Here is a 20,471-nt window from a genome sequence, read left to right on the forward strand (position 1 = left end):
GCATCGGCTAGGCAGGGGGGCAAGATGCAGGCAGAAAGAATGGCGATGACCCAGCAATACACCTCCGAACTTGCGCTCTTCATTAATGGCAGCTGGCGCAGCGGCGAGGGGCGCGAGACTCTGGTTGTGCGCAATCCGGCCTCGGGCGCTGGCATCGCTGATCTGCCGGTGGCGACGCCCGCCGATCTCGAGGAAGCGCTGGCCGCAGCCGAGCAGGGCTTCCGGGCTTGGCGCGCGGTCGATGTCGACACGCGGGCTGCGATCCTGCGCAAGGCTGCCGCTCTGCTGCGCGAGCGGGCGGAGATGATCGCGGTGCTGCTCACCACCGAACAGGGCAAGCCCAAACCCGAAGCGCTGGGCGAGATCATAGGGGCGGCCTCGTTCTTCGATTTCTACGCCGAGGAAGCGCGGCGTGCCTATGGTCGGGTGCTGGTGCGCCCCACCGGCCAGCGCGCGCTGGTGATCAAGCAGCCGGTCGGGCCGGTGGCGGTGTTCACGCCGTGGAACTTCCCCGTCTACATGCTGGCCAAGAAACTCGCGCCCGCGCTTGCCGCCGGGTGCTCGGTGATTGCCAAGCCTGCCGAGGAGTGCCCCGCCTCGACCTCGGCGATGATGCGCTGTCTGGCCGATGCGGGCGTTCCCGCCAATGTCGCCCAGATGGTCTACGGCGTACCCGACACGATCAGCCGCACGCTGATTGCCTCGCCGGTGATCCGCAAGGTCAGCTTCACCGGATCGACCGCAGTCGGCAAGCACCTGATGCGGCTGGCGGCGGACGGGGTGAAGCGGATCACCATGGAACTTGGCGGCCATGCGCCGGTGCTGGTGTTCGATGATGTCGATCTCGCCAAGGTGCTCGACATGCTGGTGGACCAGAAGTTCCGCAATGCAGGGCAGGTCTGCGTCGCGCCGACGCGCTTCTATGTGCAGGAGGGGATTTACGAAGCCTTCCTTGCGGGTTTTGCCGAGCGGACCGCAGCCTTGAAGGTCGGCAACGGGCTGGATGCCGGGGTGCAGATGGGCCCGCTCGCCAATCCGCGCCGTCCTGAGGCGCTCACCGGTCTGATCGGTGATGCCACCGCGCAAGGCGGGCGGCTGCTGGCAGGCGGCAGCGCCTATGGCGAAGGCTTCTTCTTCCAGCCGACCCTCATCGCCGATGTGCCGAACGATGCGGCGATCATGAACACCGAGCCTTTCGGCCCCGTCGCCGTGACCCGGCCCTTTGCCACGCTGGACGAGGCGATTGCGGAGGCCAATCGTCTGCCCTTCGGCCTTGCCGCCTTCGCCTTCACCAATGATCTGCGCACCGCCAATCTGGTCGGCGATGCGATCGAAGCGGGCATGGTCGGGATCAACAGCTTCGCCATCTCGGTGGCGGACGCGCCGTTTGGCGGGGTCAAGGAATCCGGCTTCGGCAGCGAAGGCGGACCGGAAGGGCTCGACAGCTACATGGTGACCAAGGCAATCCACCAGGCCTGAAGGCCGCGCCGCCCTTCGGGGCGGACACGGCTATCAGGCCAGGACGGCATCAGAACTCGATGCTGAACTCCACCCCGCCTTCGCGGTTGGCGCTCACCACACCGAAGTAGAACACGCCCGCATCCAGCGTGTTGGTGATGCGGTTGCCCTTGTTCAGCAGATCGCGGCCATAGACCGCGAGCCGCATGCGCTTGAAGGTGTCGCCCGTATGGATGAAGGCGAGCGAGGCATCGAGCGTGGTGTGCGCGGCGATGATGTCGCGGTTGCGGCCCGTCGTATCGCGTCGCGGCGAGGTGAAGAATTCATCGAGATAGGCAAGGTTTGTGTTAAAGTTGATGCTGTTGCGATCATCCAGCGGCCGATCGTAATCGAGCCCGACGTTGGCGGTCCATTCCGGCGCACGGCGGAAATTCGCGATCCCGGTGATGTCGACAAACCGCCCCGGATTGGCGAGATCGGGGATCAGGAAGTCCTTGTACTTGGCCGAGAGATAGGCCCCTGACGCACGCAGGGTCAGCTCGGGCGTGGGTCGGGCGATCACTTCCAGTTCGACACCCTTGGTCCGCGCGCTGGCGGCGTTGTCGACGATGGTTTCGGTCCCGCCGCCCACGGCCGGACGGATGATCTCTTCCTGCTTGTCGTCGTAGTTGACGATGAAGGCCGCCAGATTGAACTGCACCCTGCCATCGGCAAAGGCGGTCTTCGCGCCGACTTCGAAGCTGTCGACGGTTTCCGGCTCGTAGGGGCCGATCGCGGCCGCCGTGGTGGCGCGGCCGTTCCAGCCACCCGAGCGGAACCCGCGTGACCAGCTGCCGTAGAGCAGCGTATCGTCATCGGGCTTCCAGTCGAGGATGACGCGCCAGGTCGGATCGCGCCAGGTCTCCTTGCCCTGCGCGGCGAACGGCACGGCGAGGGTCTGGTTGAGCTCGAACTCCTTGGTTTCGATGGTGTAGCGCCCGCCTGCGGTAAGCCGCACATCGTCGCTCAGCTTGAAGATGCTTTCGGCAAACACCGCGAAGGATTGCAGGTCTTGCGAGGCGGTCGCGCTCTGGATCGGGACGTTGATCGCGGTCGGCGCGGGCACCTGCGGCGGGAACAGCGGCAAGGCGAGATAGGCCAGCCCGCCCCGGCCGCCGTTGAAGATGCCCGGCTGGATCGAATAGCTGGTGTCGAGGTAATAGACGCCGGCAACGATATCCATCCAGTCAGTGATATCGCCCGCGACCCTGATTTCCTGGCTGAACTGCTGGTAATCCTGATCGCGCGCGGCGACGAACAGCGGCACGCCTGCCCCCGGCACCCCGGTATAGGACACCGGCGGCGTTCCGGTGTTTTCCTCGGTCAGCTGGTCATTCGATTTGCGGAAGCCCGTGATCGAGGTGAGGTTGAGACCGCCGAGCGTCGTGTTCATCTCCAGCGAGGCATTCCAGCCTTCAAAGAAGCTCTTGAACGGAATGCTGGTGTTGGCGAGGCGGAAATTCTCCGTCGCCTGCCGCACCGCGCCCTGCGTGTCGCAGCCCAGATCACCGAGCCCGATCGCGCGCGTGTAATCGCAGATGTTCCCACCGGCACCGAAAGGCAGGCCAGAGGCGCGGGTCAGGTTGATCGCGGTGGGGAACTGCGAGCGGTCCTTGTTGTAGCCGACCGTCGCCAACGCGGTGAAATTGTCGACTTCGAGCAGCGCGGTAAGGCTGAGGTTGTAGATGTCGCGGCCATTTTCGCGCTTGCCGGTGTAGCGGTTGATGGTCGGCGAATCCGAAGTGCGGCGCAGGCCCGCCAGCTTGACCGACAAGGCGTCGCCGATCTTGGGCAGGTTGAGCACGCCTTCCAGATCGAGCGAATTGAAGCTGCCATAGCGTGCCTTGAACTTGCCGCCGAGCTCGCCCGTGGGCCGTGTGTGGCGCACGCTGATGGTGCCGCCGATGGTGTTGCGGCCAAACAGCGTGCCCTGCGGCCCGCGCAGCACTTCGATCGATTCCAGATCGTCGAAGTCGATATTGGCGCCGGTGTTGGTGCCGAGGAACACCCCGTCGATCACCACGCCGATGGCCGGATCGAAGGTCTTTTCAAGATCGGCAAAGCTGATCCCGCGGATCGAGGCACCCAGTGCCTGACCGCTGAAGTTGATCCGGGACAGCTGCACGTTGGGCAGCAGGCGCTGCAAGCTGTTGACGTCGGTGATGACGACACTCTCGATCGTCTTGGCAGGAACCGCGCTGATCGCGATCGGAGTATCCTGCAGGGTTTCCGTACGGAAGCGTGCGGTGACAACAATTTCCTTGAGCGAGCCGTCGCTGGCCTCCGCATCCTGCGCCGCAGCATCATTGGACTGTGCGAAAGCCGTGGTGGCGGTGAGGGCCGTGCCCAGCAGGGCTGCCCGGTAAAGCGCCACGCGCGCGCTCTTGAAAAACGTCATCGCTCTCTCCCCTGATGAGCCGGAATTATCGGGCTTTCCCCCTGCTGCCCGGCTCGCGCAGCAAGTGCCATTATTGCAATAAGTGAACTGTTTTTCCGCGCCGCCCACAACTGTCCAAAATGAGCGGAGAACATCGCCTGCGATCATGCCGTTACGGCACAAAGGCGCTTTGTGATTTTCCGGGGCGCCAGCGCCTGACACTTCTGGGGGCAGTCCGTCATCGCCAGCTTGCTATAACTGCAATCAATCCGCTCGCCGCATCGCAGAAAGGAAGAGCCGCGCCATGAATGCACCCGGCAAGATTGTTCCGCCGCAAGGGGGCGATCCCTATGGCCATCCCGGCTTTGATCCGGTGCATGAAGAACTGCGCGGCGTGCCGCTGGCGATCGAGGGCGATCTGCCGGCCGAACTGGACGGAGTGTTCCTGCGCAACGGCACCAATGCGCGGTTCGCACCGCGCCGCCGCCGCCACATGTTCGATGGCGAGGCCATGCTCCACATGATCGAGTTGCGAGGAGGCGAAGCGCGCTATTCCAACACCTATGTGCGTACTCCGCGCACAGCATGGATCGAGGCCGCCGGACGCAATCCTTTCTTGGGCATCGCCGACCTCACCAGCGGCGGCAAGGGCGCGCTCGCCGGCCTGATGCTGGAGCGGCTCAAGACGCGCTTCGGCCTGCTGCCCCGGATGAGCGCGATCGAGGCCGGCAGCAACGGCACGGCGGTGCTGCACCATGACGATCGGCTCTATTGCCTGCAGGAAACCGCCCTGCCCTTCCTGCTCGATGTGGCGCGCGATGCGCAGGGCTGGCTGACACTGGACGGGCGCGGGCGCAACGAGACATTCGGCGGCCAGCTCGACTGCCCCTTCAGCGCCCACCCCAAGACCGACGAGGCCTCCGGCACGGTGTTTTCGATCGGGCAGGATTTCACCGCGGGCACCACCCACCTGACGCGGCTCGGCCGGGGCGGCACGATCGCGACGAGCACGGTGATGGAAGGCAAGCCGGCCGCCTTCTTCATCCATGACTACATCCTGACCGATACGCACATCATCTTCCCCGACAGCTCGCTGCGCTTCAACCCCGCCGGGCTCGCCGGGCCGGACGCAAGCGTTGCCAGTTTCGACGCCGACCGGCCGCTCCGCTTCGGGATGATCGCGCGCGATCATGCGACAGGAGATCCGGTGCGCTGGTTCGAGACCGCCCTGCCGGGCCACATCTGGCACATCGCCAATGGCTGGGAGGCAGACGGCGCGCTCCATGTCTATGCCCCGGTGTTCCGCGACTACCCGCCGTTCATGCCGATCCACACTCCGGCCGAACCCCATTCGCAATTCGTCCACTGGCGGCTCGATCTAGGCAGCGGCGCGGTGAGCGAGCGGGTGCTGCTTGATCACCACTATGAACGCCCCGGCATCGACTGGAGCCGCCATGGCCAGCCGACCCGCTACACCTGGCTGCTGGATGAAAGCGGCGGGGTGATGGGCAAGGGCGTGCTCAAATATGATCTCTTCGAGGAGCGCGAGGCCGGATACGTCGACTATGGCGGCCTGCTCGGCGGCGAGCCGGTGTTCGTGCCGCGCACTGATGGCACCGCAGAGGGTGACGGATGGATCGTCGATCTGCTCGCCGATGGCACACGCGCGGTGCTGATCGTGGCCGATGCCGCCACCATGCAGGAACGCTGCCGCATCCCGCTCCCGCAGCCCGTGCCGTTCGGGGTTCATGCCCTGTGGCTTGACCGCGCAGCGACCGACGCTCTGATCGCGAGCTGACAGGCCCCTCATATTGCTAGCAGAAGCGCCGCCCGCCCTGTGGCAGCTTCCGCCCAAACCGGAGAGCAACGCACCATGACCCAGCCGTTCTTCAACCATCCCTACCTGTCAGGCCACCACGAGCCGGTGCGGTTCGAGGCGACCGCGCCCGATCTCATCGTTGACGGCGATCTGCCGGAGGACCTGGCCGGCGTGTTCTACCGCAACGGGCCGGAGCCGCTCTATCCCACCCGCGAGGGGGATTATCACTGGTTCGACGGGGACGGCATGGTCTACGCCATGCACTTCGAAAACGGCCGGGTGTCGCTTCGCAACCGCTGGGTGCGGACCGAGAAGTTCGAGCTGGAAAAGGCCGCGGGCCGCCGTCTGTTCGGAATGTTCGGCAATCCCATGACCGCCGATCCCTCGGTGCAGGGCAAGCATTACAACACCGGCAACACCAACATCATCCTGCACGGCGGCAAGCTTCTGGCGCTGATGGAAGGCTCGCAGCCGGTCGCGATGGACCCCTTCGAGCTGTCGACGCTGGGCGTGCACGACTATGACGGCACCATCGCCTCGACCTTCTCGGCCCACCCGAAGATCGACTACGCCACCGGCGAACTGGTGAATATCGGTGCCAACATCAACGGCTTCACCGGCGCGGCCGAGCTGCAATATACCATCACGACGGCCGAAGGCGTGGTGCGCCATGCGGCGGTGATCCCGATCCCGCACATGGCGCTGATCCACACCTTCCTGCTCACCGAAAACTGGGTGGTGATACCGGTGATACCGCTCGATTCCGATCTCCAGCGCGCCATGCGCGGCGGCCCGATGACCGCGTGGAACACCGGACGCCCGACCAAGCTTGCGCTCCTGCCGCGCGAGGGCACGGCTGCCGACGTGCGCTGGTTCGAATTCGATCCGCGCCACATGTTCCACGAATGCAACGCCTGGGAAGAGGACGGCAAGATCATCGCCGATGTTGCCGCGGCCAACGGCACCGCGCTGTTCCCCGATCAGGACGGCAACTGGCTGACCCACGCGGAAACCACGCTCTCGCTGCGCCGCTGGACGATTGATCTCGCCGAAGCCAGCATGCGCGAGGAAACGCTGAATGATCGCGACATCCAGTTCCCGCGCCCCGATGACCGGCTGATGACCCGCAAGACCCGCCAGGCCTATGGCAACATGAACCTCAACTCGGTCGACGGGCGGGTCGACGGGATGGACGCGGTGCTGCGCTTCGACACGCAGAGCGGGAAGGAAGATTTCTACCACTTCGGTCCGGGTTCGGCCGCGGGCGAGCTGGTGTTTGCCCCACGCGTAGGGGCGACCCACGAGGCCGATGGCTATGCCATGTCGCTGGTGCACCGCGCCAATTCGCCCACCAGCGAACTGGCAATCTTCGCTGCCACCGATATTGCCGCCGGCCCGATTGCCACGGTGCGGATCCCGTTCCGCGTGCCTTCGGGCTTCCACTGCAACTACTACTCGGCGGACAACCCGTTCTATCTGGCGGCGGCAGGGGGCGCTGCCTGAGCCACGGCGGACTCGGGCAGGCTCGGGTGGTGTAACACCAGCGCCGAGAGCCCGAGCCATGCGGTGAACATGATGAGGTAGGGCCAGCGGCGCGGCCATAGCTTGGCGACGAGCAGGGTGGCCGCTGCCGTTCCGGCCAGCGCGGCAAGTTCCGATCCCGCAAGCGAAGCGCCCGTCCCGCTCAGCGCGGTGCGGATCGCCGCGCTCGCCCATTGCGCCGGCAGGAGCGCCAGCAGCCAGTCGGGCAGCGCGCCGGGCTGGGCCGCAGCGACAAACAGCATCGCCCCCTCCCCGCCGACCACCGCCAGCGCGATCCACCAGCCGCGCGCCTGTGCGCTGCGAGCAAACAGCGCGCCGCGCGCGGCAAAGCTGATGGCGGCGATGAGCAGCGCAAGGGCGAGCGATGCAGGGTGCGGCAGTGCCGCCTTGCCCTGCATGTGCGCGAGCGCAACGAATGCTGCCGCGGGGACCAGGGCAAGAACAACCCCGATCGTCAGCCGGCCTGCCGCCGCTGCCCCGATCATCCCCGCGCCCATCATGCCAACCGCCACCAGCGGGGCGACGGGAGGGGTTCCCGGCAGCAGCAGCAGGGCGCAAGCGGGCACAACACACCCCGCCAGCGCCGCGCTCAGCCACGCCGCGGGGGCAGTCTTCTCCGCGTTCGTGTGCTGTGTCAGATCATGCCGCCCTTGCGCGCGGCCTGTGTCGCAGGGGCACGCATGAAGCCGAGATTAGGCGAGGCAAAGCGCGCGATGTTGGGCGCGATCAGCGGCAGCTCGGTTGACGATACCCCGAACCATGTCGCGAGCGTGGCCGAGAATTCGTCGACCGACACCGCGGGCAACAGGCGCCCTTGCCCGACCTGATCATCGCTCGTCAGCGAGACCCGCGGCGCGCGGCCATAGAACCGCCCACCCTGCACGTTACCGCCGACAATGAAGTGATGCGCGCCCCAGCCGTGATCCGAGCCATCGCCGTTGGAGGACAGCGTGCGCCCGAAATCGGACGCGGTGAAGGTGGTGACATTGCCGGCCACCCCCAGCTCGACGGTCGCCTTGTAAAACGCGTCCATCGCGAAATCGACCTGCCCGAGCAGCGCGTCATGCGTGCCGATCAGCCCGTCGTGATTGTCGAACCCGCCGAGCGAGACGAGGAACACCTGCCGCGTCACGCCCAGACTGCCGCGCGCCGCAATCATCCGGGCGACAACCCGCAGCTGGTCGGCCAGCCGGTTGCCGGTGCCGAAGCTGGTGTTGAGTGTGACGCCTGCAAGCGCGCTGTTGACGAAGGTGCCGAACTGCAGCGAGCGATCGTTGAAGCGCGCATAATCGGCGGCGAGGACATTGCCGGTACCGGTGCGCAGCAGGCTCGACAGGGTCTGCGCGGCGGTCGCCGAACCGAACACCTGTCCGGCCTGAACCGGCGCGAACAGCGTCGCTCCAGAAGGCGAGACCTGATAGGGGATCGCGTTCTGGCCGCTCAGGAACACCGCATTGCCGGTGGCATTGATCGCGGTGAACATCGAATTGGTGTTCGACGTCAGCGCCAGATCGCCGATGCGCCCGCCCCAGCCTGTGCGCGAGCCTTCGGGCTGCGAGCTCTGCCAGGTCGATTGCTGGTCATTATGCGAGAACAGCTTGGCCGGGCGCGGCACCACGCCGGCATCATATTGCGCGCGGGTCAGCGGCGCGAGCAGCGGGCCGACATTGAGCAGCGGGGCCATCACGCCCTGATCATAGAGCGCCTTCAGGCGCGGCATGGTCGGCGCGATGGCATAGGTGATGTCGTCGGTCAGCGTCTGGCCCGAGGGCGGCATCAGCACCGTGTTGGCGAGCGAGGCCCGCGCAAGCGCGATCCCGTTGGCGGCTTCCGATCCCGCCGTGCCGCGGATCGTCTGATAGCGCGCGTAATTGGTGGCATCGAAGGGGATCAGCGTGTTGGCGTGATCATTCCCGCCATAGAGAAACACGCAGACCAGCGCCTTGTAGCCCCCGGCATTGCTGAAGGCCGCCGCCTCGCTCAGCCCTGCAAGGCCCAGCGCATAGGACGAGGCCGTCCCCATCATTGCCAGCTGGCCGGTGCGCTGCAGGAAAGCGCGCCGTGCGATCTCGTTACCCTTGCCGATAAACATGCCCGCGTCCTCTGCCGTCTATTTCTGGATGAGGTAATCGGTGGAAGCGAGGATCAGCATCACCCCGATCCGCACCCGTTGCAGCTTGACTTCGTTGCTTGATGTCGCCGTCACCGTCACGCTCTCCATCGCCGTGCGCACGGCATCGCGGACGCTGGTGCTGAGCTGCCGCCCGGTGAGCAGCAGATCGAGCCGGTCGAGCAGCTGGGCGGCGTCCTGCGCGATCGCGATCTCGTTCGAATAGTCGAGCACCAGATCGGCTACCGGCGCACGCTGGCCCTGCACCGCGCGTTCGAGGAAGTTGATATAGCCCGCCACCGAGGTCTCGTTGACCAGCTGGAACTCGGGCGCCAGCAGGCCGCGATTGGCGATTTCGGTGTTGGCCGGGAAGTAGGCGGGGCGGAAGAAGTTGAACACCGATGGCGATCGCAGCGGGCTCTGGCCGAGCGCAGTCGCCGGATCGGTGAGATCGCCGATCTGCCAGTTGCCGTTGTTCGACCGTCCGCCAAAGGTGCGCGCCAGCTGCGCCAGCCGCAGCACCGGCTCGCGCAGCTTGCCGAAATTGGCGTTGGTCAGGCCCGCCGAATCGAGCGCTTCGTTATCCGTGAGGATCGCCTTGAACACCGCCGCCAGATCGCCCCGGCGGCCCGCTCCGTTATTGTTGAACACCGCCGCGACCCGCCCGACATAGGCAGCTGACGGGTTGCTCGTCACCAGCCGCTGGATCATCTGCTTGGCAAAGAACGGGCCGACATTGGGGTGGTTGAACAGATGATCGAGCGCGAGCCGCAGGCTCTCGGTCGCATCGGTGCCAGCCGGGATCGTCAGGCCGAGGAAGGTCTTGGCCTCGGTCGAGTGGAACCCGTTGGCGCGCGGGGGCTGCCAGCGGGCGGGATTGCTGGTCATCGGGCGGCGGGCATATTCCGGATCGGGAATCTGCCGCGTCCCGCCGACTTCCGTCGTCGCGGTCAGCCCGAAGAAATCGAAGTCATACCCCGTGAACACCCGCGCCAGCCCGGACACATCGGCGCTGGTATAGGTCTCGATCGAATTGCCGCCCGAAAGCTTCTGGGAGCCATCGGGATTGAGCTCGAACAGGCCGATGGTGAAGAGCTGCATCACCTCGCGCGCGTAGTTTTCGTCCGGCACCCGCCCGCTGGCGTCCGCGCGGCGGTTGCCGCGGGTGTTGAGGAACACGCCCATCGCCGGGTTCAGGGTGATGTCCTGCAACAGATCGCGGAAATTGCCGAAGGCGCGGCGGTTGAGGATGTCCCAATATTCCGCGATCGCCGGTCCGCGCCACGTCATCGCGATCCCGCCGAGCCCGACCACGAAGAATTCCGAAAGCGCGAAGGCCACCCGCTTGCGCACGCCGTTGCCGCCCGAAAGCAGCTGCGACCAGACCATGTAATCGCCGGTGATCAGGCCATCATAGAAGCGGTTGGCATCGACCCTGTCGAACCCGCGCGCAGCAAGGAATTCGCGGCCGCTCTGGTCATTGGCGATGCCCATCTGGCGATCGAGCCAGGGCTCGTAACCCTCGCTGCGCAGATCGGTGATCGCGCCGGTGGAGGCGGACAGCGAGGCCTGAAGCAGGAAGCGAGCCGCCTCGGCATCGGACTGCGGCTTGCGCACGGTCGAAACCGGCGGGGGGGTGCCGCCGCCCGTGCTGGTGCCCGAACCGCCGCCGCCGCAAGCGGCAACGGCCAGCGCGAGCGTGCTGACAGCAGCGGCTTTGGCTGGAAGCGGTGCCGCAGGCGCGGGGGAAGGCCCTGGGGAGGGCTCGTGCTGCGGCAGCGGCTGGAGCGCCTCCGCGTCGTTCAAAGTGGCTTCGGGCTCACCGCCTGGACGATACATACATCCCCCTTCTTTCAGCCGGCCAACGTGCGAGAGCCCCTCAACCCTTCGCGCGTTGGTGCGGAAATCTTATCAGGGCTTTGCTGCCGTGAAAGCAAGCCGGATTTCCCCTGATTATGTGGCGGTCAAAATCACGCTGGCAGCGAGAGATGCTTGGCGCCGAACACCGACTGCCAGCTCTCGATCTCGTCCACCACCGCCTCGTCGAGCGCGTGGATCAGATCCGCGGCGGCGGCATAGGTCAGCGCGCTTTCCGCGCCCGACAGCAGCAGGGAGATGCGCGCCTCGATCTCGCCCAGCTTTTCCGCCGCCACCCGCGAGATCGCCCCGAAGCGTTCGAAATCGCCGAAATAGCGGATGCCGGAAAGGTTGGCGCCCAACGTCGGGAAGGCGACGCCGAAGAAGGTCAGGACCGGCGAGATGTCATCAGGCAGGGCTTTGGGCACTACGCCTGCAACCGTGCCCAGCTTCAGCACCAGATAGGTCGAGACCGAGGCGACCGCGAGCGCGAAACAGGTTTCTGCCACACGGTCGATCCGGTGGTGGACGGTCTCCAGCCGGTGCGCCTTGGCCTCGTGATAGGCGCGCTGGGCGCTGACATGGGGCAAGGCCACGCCCGCGAGCCCTGCGCGCAGATAGTCGCGGGTGACGCGGACGCGCGGCAGGCCGACCGAGCGCAGCGCGTGGCGGGCGAAATGTTCGGGCCATTCGCCGCCTGCCCCGCCGCCCCCTCCGCCGCCTGTGCGCGGCCAGCGACCGGTGGGCCGCGAAACCCCCAGCAGCAGCAGCCCGGGCGCGTGGCGCAGATATTCGGCGACGCGCCGCAGTTCGAACCAGCGGCGGTGCCAGCCGCGCCGCGATCCGGCTGCCGTCATGACGACAATCCCGACCAGCACCAGCAGTTCGACGCCGGCAAAGATCCACTTGAAGTCGGCCATCCGCGCCGGAAGGAACAGGATGCCGATCATCACCGCCAGCGCTGCCAGCACGAAGTTGACGCACATTCCGCTGCGATAGGCATCGGCGAGGTGGCTCGCGATCCCGTCAGCCCAGGCGAACATCGGCAAGACCTCGCCGCGCAGCCGCCCGGCCACGCCGGCATCGCCGCCGGGCATGGCATCGGCCGCCGCCAGCAGGCTTGCCGCGCTCCCGCTCGCAATCGCCTGAGGCGCCTCGTAATCGATCTTGAGCGAAGCCAGCGCGCCCGGCCCGCCGCCGAACACCCGTTCGATCCTGCGGTAAAAGCCGAAAGCGCGGCTGCTGCTGCCACGCCATGTCTCGCGGTCGAGCAGCTGCGGGCTCCAGCCCTCGGCCACCACGGCGGCGCGGATAATCGCTTCGAGCCGCGCGTGATCGGGCGCGTTGTCGCGGGCTTGCGCGAGTTCCTCGGGACGGGTCAGGATCGACCAGCTCTCGGGCGTTGCGGGATCGATCAGCAGCACCGGCGTGCCCATCGCCAGCGCGGTGGTGACCGTATGGCCGGTGCCGCCCGGCAGATTGGCGATCTTGCCGTCCCACACCGCGATCACGAGATCGGTGCGCTCGATCATCACCCGGCCTGCGAGCGCGACATTGTCCGATGCCAGCGCCTCGAAGGCGCGGGCAGCCACGCGATCTTCCGGTGCGGCGAGACTGGCGAGCCACAAGGCCTCGACCTCGGCATCGCGGTCCGCCAGTTCGAACAGATGCGCGCGCGCGGTGATCGCGCGGATCGCGGCGGCGCGGGCTTCGACAGCGGGATCAGCGGCCGGCCCGCCGCGGCACAGTGCGGCGGCATCTGCGGGCGCTAAGGGATGGGCATTGATCGCCAGATTGAGATCGGCCCCGAAAGGCAGCGGCACCACCAGCTCCCAGCCGCGCTCAAGCGCCAGATCGGCGGCAATCTGGTCGGTCCCGTCCACCAGCAGGCTGTGCAGGCGCAGCGCGCCGCGCGTGCCCGGCAGAGCGGCTGCCGTCTCCTCGATCCGGGCGAACAGCGCGGCGAGGGCATCGGCGATCCCGGCAGCATGGGCTCCGAAAGAGGGGTTGCTGGCGCGATGTCCGGTGATGCCCAGCGCCAGGTGCGGCTGCCAGCTGTCGGGGCGATGCCACGCCGCCGGGGACACGGAAGGCAGCAAGGGCATTGGCAGATGGTCTCCTTGCCGGTCAGGCGCGCAGGCTTATGGCCGTCTGTAACGCGGCCAAGTGCCTGCTTACAAGGCCCGAGACAGCGGTTTGACCCTGCCCCGCGAAAAGCGCATTATGCCAAGGCAATACCCAGAGCGCGGGAGGGGAGCGATGCGGGTAGGCTTGCTGTTCGTTTCATGGCTGGCGGCAATGCTGGCGGCAGGGATCGCCGCCCCGGCGAGTGCCCAGATGCCGGCGCCGGTGCCCTACATCTATGACGAGCGTCTTGGCGATGGTCTGAAGCTCGCCCCGCGCAACAAGCCCGCTGCGCAGATCGCGGCCGAACAATCCGCTGCCGATGCCGCCGAGGCACGCTGCAATGCCGGTGATAGCGCGGGCTGTGCAGCGCTGGGTCATGCCTTCCTGCATGGCGAGGGGCGCCCGCAGAACCGTCCGGTGGCCGAACTGCTGCTGCGTCCGGCCTGTGATGCAGCCGAGGCGGCAGGCTGCCGCGATCTCGGACTGCTGCTGCGCTCGATCGAAGAGGCCGCTCTCCGGATGGAGGGCACGCTGGTGCTCGGGCGCGCCTGCCGGCTCGGCAATCCCGAGGCCTGCAACGAAGAGGCGGCCGCAGTGTCCTATGGCACGGACGGCCGCGATGGCGACAAGGAAAAGGCCGAAGCCATGCGCCGCGCGGCCTGCGACAAAGGCGGCATCAGCGCCTGCCGCTGGCTCGGCTCCGAACTTGCGGGGAGCGATGATCCTGAGCGCCGCGACGAGGGCCTCCGCCTGCTCGAACGCCAGTGCCTCAGCGGTGACTCTGGTGCCTGCAACTGGATCATCTACCCCCTCCAGCGGCAGACGCCGGTGCCCACCGCCCTTGTGCGGGAGATGACCGAGAAGGGCTGCGAGGCGGGAGCTGCCAATCTGTGCCGCGAGCTTGGCGAACTTCGCTTTGCCGAGGCCAGCGGGCCGCCGGAACAGCGCGTCGCGGCGCTGGCTGCCTTCGATCGCGCCTGCGCCCTGTCAGACGGGTATTGCTACACCCCCACAATCATCCGCAGCCGTCCGGTGCTGGCGGAAAGCTGCGCGCGCGAGGTGCAGACCGATTGCCTTGCGCTCGGGCGGATCTACGCCAGCAGCAGTTCACTGCTCTATTCCCCTGCCGAGGCGGTGCAATTGCTGGGCGCGGCCTGCGAAGCCGGGCTCGCCGAAGCCTGCGGCGATGCAGCCCGGGTGGTGGCCAATGACGACATCCCCGAAACGCCCGAGGAAGCGGCGCGCAGGGCGTTCTGGCTGGATCTGGGATGTCAGGACGGACAGGATGCCGATTGCGACAGGCTCGGCAAGGAACTGCTCGATGGCGACCCGACGCCCGAGCAACGCGAGCGCGGCTATGCGCTGCTGCAACTGGCCTGCGGACGCGGTGAGGAAAGGACCTGCGCGGATCTCGACAGGCGCGCCTTCACCGATCCCGATGCGCCGATCCTTTCGGTCGACTGGCGCTTCCGGCCGCCACTGACTCCCGAGGAGGTAGCCGAGGCACGGAGGCTGAAGGACGAAGAGGAAGCGCGCGAGGAAGCGGCACGCTGCACCGTCACCGAGGTCAGCTATCGCGGATCTGTATGGCTGGACCGGCTCTGTCAGGGGCGCGTAGTGGCGATGGTAGAGGGCCGTGCAGCGCGCCGCGGCGAAGCACCTTGGCAGGCGCTGTTCTGGCGGCCCGAGCGGCTCCCCGATGGCCGCCAGTTGACCCGCGCACAGCAGGTCGAATGCGGCGGCGCGCTGGTGCGCGAAGGCTGGGTGCTGACAGCCGCGCACTGCGTGGTGGACAAGAAGAAGCGGCTGACGCTCACCCCCGGACACACAGTGCGGCTCGGCGTCTACGAGGCGCAGGCATTGCAGGGCGAGAGCTACGACATCAGCCAGGTCTTCGTGCATCCCGACTACCATGAAGGAGCGCGGGTGTTCGACATCGCGCTGGTGCGATTGAACACCTCGCGCCGCATCCGGCGCGGCACAGTCGGCGAGATCCGGACCATCCCCTTCGACGATACCCCGGTGGAGCAGCGCGTCATCCGCGCCGGGATCCCGGTGTTCGTCTATGGCTGGGGGCTGACCGCCTTCGAGGGAACCTCGAGCAACATCCTGAAGGCTGCCGAACTCAAGACCGAGGCCGCGAGCGACTGCGAGAAGCGCACCAAGACCGATCAGGGCTTTCTCAAGTCGGCGCTGATCTGCGCCAAGGCCGACGACAGATCGCAGGCCTGCGACGGCGATAGCGGCGGGCCGCTGGTGCGCTATGAACAGGGGGGGATGCGCAGCCCGGTGGTCATCGGCGTGGTCAGCGCAGGCACGAATTGCGGCGAGACCGGGGTCGCCAGCCGCTACACGCGGGTGGGCAAGATGACCGACTGGATCGCGCGGGTGCTGCGCGGGGTCGAGCGCCCGGTCGCGCCGCCGGCAAGGCGATGACGGGCAAGACGGGGGAAGAATGGTACAGGTGAGAGCATTCTGGATCGCGCTGGGATTGGCTGCGGCAGCCACTTCCGCACCGGCAGCGTCGCAGGAGCCGCCCGCGCCGCTGGTCTATTCGGAGCAATCCCTGATCGAGCGCGCCGATCCGGCCAAGCCGGCCGAGGTACGCGCGCGCGAAGAAGCCAGCGCCGCGGCCGCCGAAGCCGCCTGCACCGCGGGCAACCCGGCGGGCTGCGCAAGGCTTGGACGGGCTTACAAGTTTGGCGAAGGCAAGCCGCAGAACCGCCCGGTGGCCGAATTGCTGCTGCGCGAAGCCTGCGCTGCAAACGCTGCCGATGCCTGCTTCGAATTGGGCGGCCTGCTGTTCAGTGTACGTGACTTTGCCCTGTTCGATGCCGTGGCCGGATTTTACGCAAAGGGCTGCGAACTGGGCTCGCGCGATGCCTGCGACGGGCTCGCCGATTACTACGAAACCAATGCCGCATTGGTATCGCCCGAGATCGACCGGAGCGTCGAAGCCTTGCGCCTGCGCCGCGAAACTTGCGCAAAGGGCAGCCGCGAGGCCTGCCGCAAACTTGCCGAGCAGGCGGTCGACGCGGAGGGTTCGCCCGCCGTGCAAGCCGAAGGCAAGGCCACGCTCGAGAGCTTTTGCCGCGATGGCGATGGCCAGTCCTGCACTGCGCTGGCCTTGCGCTTCGTCGAGTGGGATGAAAACGACAAGCCCGTGTCATCGCCCTATGCGCGCGAGGTTCTCGATTGGGCCTGCCGTGCCGGCGATGCGCTCTATTGTGCCTATCTCGGCCGTATGATCTTTGCCGATGGCAGCGGCCCACCGGCCCAGCGGGTAGAGGCCCTCGCCCTGCTCGAGCGGGCCTGCACCATCGGCAAGAGTGCATGCGGGGAGGCCAAGGCCATTCGCGCAGCCCCCGGGCTCGCCGAAGCTTGCGCGCGTGATGTGCAGGCCGATTGCGCCGCGCTCGGAGAACTCTATGCGGATGACACATCGCTCCTCTACGCCCCAGAAGAAGCGCTGCGGCTGCTGGGACGGGCTTGCGATGCGGGAACCGTCGAAGCCTGCGAAACACCGGTCACACTGGTGGCCTATGTCCTCGAGCGGCATGATCCGCAAAGCCTCGCGGCAGCCGCAGGCTGGCTGAACCGCGCCTGCGATGCGGGCCGGTTCAGCGCATGCGGCACCCTGGGCCTGTGGATGGTCGATGGCACTTACCTGCCCAAAGACCGGGCCCGCGGGCTGGAACTGATGAGCGCCGCCTGCGACAACGATGATGCCGCTTCCTGCTCTCTGATGGCCTTCAAGGGGGCAGATCAGCCAGATAGTCCTGCGCAGCTGGCCGACGCGAGCTTCATGCCGCCCATGAGCCCCGAGGAAGAGGCGGCTTTCTATGCCGAAAGCGCCGCCAAGGAAGAGGCCGAATATCAGGAGCGGCGCGCGCTGTTCTGCACTGCCACCGATGTGCTGTTTCGCGGTGCAGCCTACACCGATACGATCTGCGAGGAGCCCCCGGCCGCGATCGGCGGCTTCCGCGTCCAGCCCGGTGCCGCGCCCTGGCAGGCGCTGCTGTGGCGGCCGGAGGTCTTGAACGGCCAAACGCTCAACGCCCGGCTGCGTGTCGAATGCGGTGGCGCATTGATCCGCCATGGCTGGGTGCTGACGGCAGCGCATTGCATTGTCGATGCCAAGAAGAAGCCGCTGCTCACCCCCGAACACCGCATCCGGTTGGGGCTGACCACCCCGGGCGCGGCGGAAGGCATCAGCTATCCGATCCTGCGCGCGATCCCGCACCCGATGTATCACGAAGCCAGCCGCGCCTTTGACATCGCCCTCATCCAGCTCGATCCGGTGAGGGGCGTGAAGGAAAAGACGGTGCAGCAGATCGCGACCATCCGGCTCGATCCGCAACCGCTCGATGCGCGCCCCGTGAAAGGCGGGATGACCGTCTACTCCTATGGCTGGGGCCTGACTTCGGTGCGCGGCCAGGCGAGCGATTACCTCAAGGGAGTTAAGCTCAGTCTGGAGGACCCGGATGCCTGTGCCAAGCGCAACAGGTTTACCGCCCCGCTGCTGCAAGGCGGATTGCTATGCGCCAGCGCGCCGGATCGCTCGCAGGTCTGCAACGGGGACAGCGGTGGACCGCTGATCACCTATGGCGATGCTGACCGGATTCCGACAGTGATCGGGGTGGTGAGTGCGGGCGAGGAATGCGGGACGACCGGGGTCCCGAGCCGCTATACGCGGGTGGCCAAGGTGCGCGACTGGCTCGACAAGACCATGGGGCCACGCCCCGGAACAACCACGCGGGCACCGCGCGGCAGATAGGGACACAGCCCGGCACGGTCGCCGGGCTGCGTCCTTGCAGTTCGATTACTCGGCCGGAGCGGCTTCTGCGCCTGCGGCAGCCGGCGGAACCGGGTTGCTGTTGGTGTCGGTGCCTTCCGCAGCAGCGGCAGCCGCTTCGAGAGCAGCGGCATCTTCGGACGCCATCGCGTCAGGTGCGGCTTCGGTGGCTTCGGCGGTCGGCTCGGCAGCCGGTGCTTCCTCGGTCTTGCCGCCGCAAGCGGCCAGCGTCAGCGCGGTGGCTGCGACAAACCCGAAGGTCACAATCTTCTTCATGTCCATTTCCCCTCATTACGCCCTCCATGGGCGCAGCGGAGGTATCACGAGCCGAGCTTGGAAAGCAATTCCCCAAGCTTCGGGTCACTGCGGATCGGATCGAGCATCGGATCATTGCGGGCCAGCAGCATCCCGGAATCGCCTGCGGCATAAGCGGCCTGAAGGCGTGCGACCGCCCCGCTGCCCTCGCCGCGCTGCGCCAGAACCTGCGCCTGCTGATAGAGCGCGGCGTCGCCGTAATCGGCGAGGAGCTTGGCATATTCGGCATCGGCCTTGGCGGTATCGCCCAGCTTGTGCGCGGCGATGGCGGTCATGGTGAGCGCGAATTGCGCGACCGGTTCGGCTTTCGCAGCCGCCAGCGCGCCCACCGCGTCGCCCTGCATCAGCCGCGCATTGGCAATCACGAAATGGGCACTGGCAAGGCTCTGGTTGATCTGCAACGCGCGCTGCATCTGGGCGATCGCGCCAGCATAGTCGCGCGCAAACAGATTGACGAAGCCGGCCGAGCGGAACGTCCGCGCGTTGAGCGGATCGAGATCGATCACGCGCTTGATCATCTGCTGCGCAAGATCGATCTCTGTCCCGAAGGAATAGAAGGTCGCCACCTGCCGCAGCGCGTCAGCATCGCCGGGCGCAAGCTTTTCGGCCTTCCGGTAATGCACCATCGCCTTGGCCCGCTTGAGCTGACCGTTGTTGAGCGCAAAGCCCAGCGCGAGATGGCCCTGCGCCAAGCGGTCTTCGAGTGCGATGGCCCGCTCGGCAGCGGCAATCGCCTGCACAAAGAGCCCGCGCGCCTCCTCCGCCGTGTTCGCCGTGTTCGCGATCGCTGCCAGCATGGTCGAGCGCATGGCGTGGGCGGCAGCATAGCCGGGGTCTTTGGCGATGGCCGTATCGAACTGCTCGAGCGCGGCGCGGTCTGTCTGGGCCCCGGCTGACAGATCATACAGGGCATGGCCGCGCAGGAAGGCCTCGTAGGCCGCAATATCCTGCGTGCCCCCCACCGCCTGCTGCGCTTCGAGGCTGCTGCGCGCCTCGCTCTCGCCGACAGTCTGGGCGACCAGCGAGAGCGCGACTGTCTCGGCGATCTCGGTCTGGAGCGCGAAAACATCGGACAGCGGGCGATCATAGGTTTCGGCCCAGCGCACCGTACCGCCCTCGATCTGCACCAGTTCGGCCGAAACGCGCATGCGGGTATCATCGCGCTGCACCGAGCCGCGGAGGATGTGTTCGACCCCGAGCTTGCGGCCGATCGCGAATTCGTCCTCGCCATCGAGCGCGACCGAGGAAGTCGGAGCCGCCACCCGAAGGCGCGGATTGCGCACCAGCACGGCGCGCAACTCGTTCGAAAGGCCGTTGGAGAACCACGCCTTGCTGACATCGCCAGTGAGATTGGCGAAGGGCAGCACCACCATCGAAATCGCTTGCGATCCGCCGCCGGACAGAAGGCCAGACTTCCACACCCCGAACAGCGCGGCCGTGCCGACAAGCCCCGCACCGCCGATCATCAGCGCACGGCGCGAAACCGCAAGGCCCGGTGTGGCGGCAGGCGGTGCAGGCGCTGTAACGGCAGGCGCCTCGCCAGCGGCCGCGCTTTGCCCCGCACGGGTGCGCACCGCCACAAGAATGCGTGCCGCCAGCGCATCGGCCGGATCGCCGCTCCACCCCGCAATATCGAGCAGCTGGAACTGCCGGAAGCCGAGCGGCGCCATCGTCCCGTCGAGCGACAGCGGCACCAGGCACCCGCGCTCGCGTCCGCGCTGCGCCTCGTCACGCACCCAGTGCGATGCGACCGAGGTCTGCGACCACAGCACAGCCACGCAATCGGCGGCTTCGAGCGCGTTTTCGGTGGTGGCGAGGTAATTCTCCCCGCCCTCCAGCCGGCCATCCCACCACACATCGAAGCCCGCGCCTTCCAGCAGCGCGATCACCGGGCGGGCGCGCTCCAGATCGGTGCGCGAATAGCTCAGGAAAACGGACGGCGCAGACACGGGCGCAGCATCCCCGCCATCACCTGCCACTGCGCCTGCGTGTTTATCCATATTGCCTTGCTACATCGAAACGCCCCGTCCCG

12 protein-coding genes are annotated in these 20,471 nt (G+C 66.9%); 5 read left to right on the forward strand and 7 right to left on the reverse strand.

The genetic code is table 11. From position 1 onward, the window contains the following. The first annotated feature begins 24 nt into the window (after positions 1 to 24). On the forward strand, positions 25 to 1,479 hold the full coding sequence (locus RSE14_RS09010; protein WP_416379341.1) for an NAD-dependent succinate-semialdehyde dehydrogenase: 1,455 nt from the start codon (positions 25 to 27) through the stop codon (positions 1,477 to 1,479). Positions 1,480 to 1,528: 49 nt separating this feature from the next. On the opposite strand, the gene RSE14_RS09015 is transcribed toward RSE14_RS09010, so the two are convergent. Continuing rightward, positions 1,529 to 3,895, reverse strand: a complete 2,367-nt coding sequence (locus RSE14_RS09015; protein WP_324072906.1) for a TonB-dependent receptor — start codon at positions 3,893 to 3,895, stop codon at positions 1,529 to 1,531. Between the two features lie 283 nt (positions 3,896 to 4,178). On the opposite strand from RSE14_RS09015, the gene RSE14_RS09020 reads away from it, so the two are divergent. Beyond that, a complete protein-coding gene (locus RSE14_RS09020; RefSeq protein ID WP_324072908.1) occupies positions 4,179 to 5,672 on the forward strand; it encodes a carotenoid oxygenase family protein in 1,494 nt (497 codons plus the stop codon). A 75-nt stretch (positions 5,673 to 5,747) separates the two neighbouring features. Then, on the forward strand, positions 5,748 to 7,196 hold the full coding sequence (locus tag RSE14_RS09025; RefSeq protein ID WP_324072909.1) for a carotenoid oxygenase family protein: 1,449 nt from the start codon (positions 5,748 to 5,750) through the stop codon (positions 7,194 to 7,196). Here the strand turns inward: RSE14_RS09025 and RSE14_RS09030 are convergent. The 4 genes from RSE14_RS09030 to RSE14_RS09045 all read right to left on the reverse strand — a co-directional run bounded on the left by RSE14_RS09030 (position 7,166) and on the right by RSE14_RS09045 (position 13,307). Beyond that, complete coding sequence (locus RSE14_RS09030; RefSeq protein WP_324072910.1) at positions 7,166 to 7,801, reverse strand: hypothetical protein; 636 nt, start codon at positions 7,799 to 7,801, stop codon at positions 7,166 to 7,168. The two genes, RSE14_RS09025 and RSE14_RS09030, sit on opposite strands and share 31 nt — an antisense overlap. Before the next feature lie 68 nt (positions 7,802 to 7,869). Then, the gene (locus RSE14_RS09035; protein ID WP_324072911.1) at positions 7,870 to 9,327 is read right to left on the reverse strand and encodes a DUF1501 domain-containing protein; all 1,458 of its coding nucleotides are present in this window, start codon (positions 9,325 to 9,327) and stop codon (positions 7,870 to 7,872) included. Between the two features lie 18 nt (positions 9,328 to 9,345). Beyond that, on the reverse strand, positions 9,346 to 11,184 hold the full coding sequence (locus RSE14_RS09040) for a DUF1800 domain-containing protein (protein ID WP_324072913.1): 1,839 nt from the start codon (positions 11,182 to 11,184) through the stop codon (positions 9,346 to 9,348). Between the two features lie 131 nt (positions 11,185 to 11,315). Further along, the gene (locus tag RSE14_RS09045) at positions 11,316 to 13,307 is read right to left on the reverse strand and encodes a hypothetical protein (protein WP_324072915.1); all 1,992 of its coding nucleotides are present in this window, start codon (positions 13,305 to 13,307) and stop codon (positions 11,316 to 11,318) included. 154 nt (positions 13,308 to 13,461) lie between these two features. Between RSE14_RS09045 and RSE14_RS09050 the strand changes: the two genes are divergently transcribed. Further along, a complete protein-coding gene (locus tag RSE14_RS09050; RefSeq protein WP_324072917.1) occupies positions 13,462 to 15,765 on the forward strand; it encodes a trypsin-like serine protease in 2,304 nt (767 codons plus the stop codon). Positions 15,766 to 15,784: 19 nt separating this feature from the next. Next, a complete protein-coding gene (locus RSE14_RS09055; protein ID WP_324072919.1) occupies positions 15,785 to 18,106 on the forward strand; it encodes a trypsin-like serine protease in 2,322 nt (773 codons plus the stop codon). Positions 18,107 to 18,151: 45 nt separating this feature from the next. Here RSE14_RS09055 and RSE14_RS09060 read toward each other — a convergent pair whose 3' ends face one another. Further along, entirely contained in the window at positions 18,152 to 18,400 is a 249-nt protein-coding gene (locus RSE14_RS09060) for a hypothetical protein (protein ID WP_324072921.1), read from the reverse strand. 44 nt (positions 18,401 to 18,444) lie between these two features. Further along, complete coding sequence (locus tag RSE14_RS09065) at positions 18,445 to 20,439, reverse strand: TIR domain-containing protein (RefSeq protein WP_324072923.1); 1,995 nt, start codon at positions 20,437 to 20,439, stop codon at positions 18,445 to 18,447. Positions 20,440 to 20,471: the final 32 nt, after the last annotated feature.

It is taken from the genome of Erythrobacter sp., assembly GCF_035194505.1.
In the GTDB taxonomy this organism is placed as follows: domain Bacteria; phylum Pseudomonadota; class Alphaproteobacteria; order Sphingomonadales; family Sphingomonadaceae; genus Erythrobacter.

Coding starts and splice junctions, on each gene's coding strand:
- RSE14_RS09025 (WP_324072909.1), top strand. CDS start 5,748: ATGACCCAGCCGTTCTTCAACCATCCCTACCTGTCAGGCCACCACGAG.
- RSE14_RS09040 (WP_324072913.1), bottom strand. CDS start 11,184: ATGTATCGTCCAGGCGGTGAGCCCGAAGCCACTTTGAACGACGCGGAG.
- RSE14_RS09035 (WP_324072911.1), bottom strand. CDS start 9,327: ATGTTTATCGGCAAGGGTAACGAGATCGCACGGCGCGCTTTCCTGCAG.
- RSE14_RS09010 (WP_416379341.1), top strand. CDS start 25: ATGCAGGCAGAAAGAATGGCGATGACCCAGCAATACACCTCCGAACTT.
- RSE14_RS09015 (WP_324072906.1), bottom strand. CDS start 3,895: ATGACGTTTTTCAAGAGCGCGCGCGTGGCGCTTTACCGGGCAGCCCTG.
- RSE14_RS09050 (WP_324072917.1), top strand. CDS start 13,462: ATGCGGGTAGGCTTGCTGTTCGTTTCATGGCTGGCGGCAATGCTGGCG.
- RSE14_RS09055 (WP_324072919.1), top strand. CDS start 15,785: ATGGTACAGGTGAGAGCATTCTGGATCGCGCTGGGATTGGCTGCGGCA.
- RSE14_RS09060 (WP_324072921.1), bottom strand. CDS start 18,400: ATGAAGAAGATTGTGACCTTCGGGTTTGTCGCAGCCACCGCGCTGACG.
- RSE14_RS09065 (WP_324072923.1), bottom strand. CDS start 20,439: ATGGATAAACACGCAGGCGCAGTGGCAGGTGATGGCGGGGATGCTGCG.
- RSE14_RS09045 (WP_324072915.1), bottom strand. CDS start 13,307: ATGCCCTTGCTGCCTTCCGTGTCCCCGGCGGCGTGGCATCGCCCCGAC.
- RSE14_RS09020 (WP_324072908.1), top strand. CDS start 4,179: ATGAATGCACCCGGCAAGATTGTTCCGCCGCAAGGGGGCGATCCCTAT.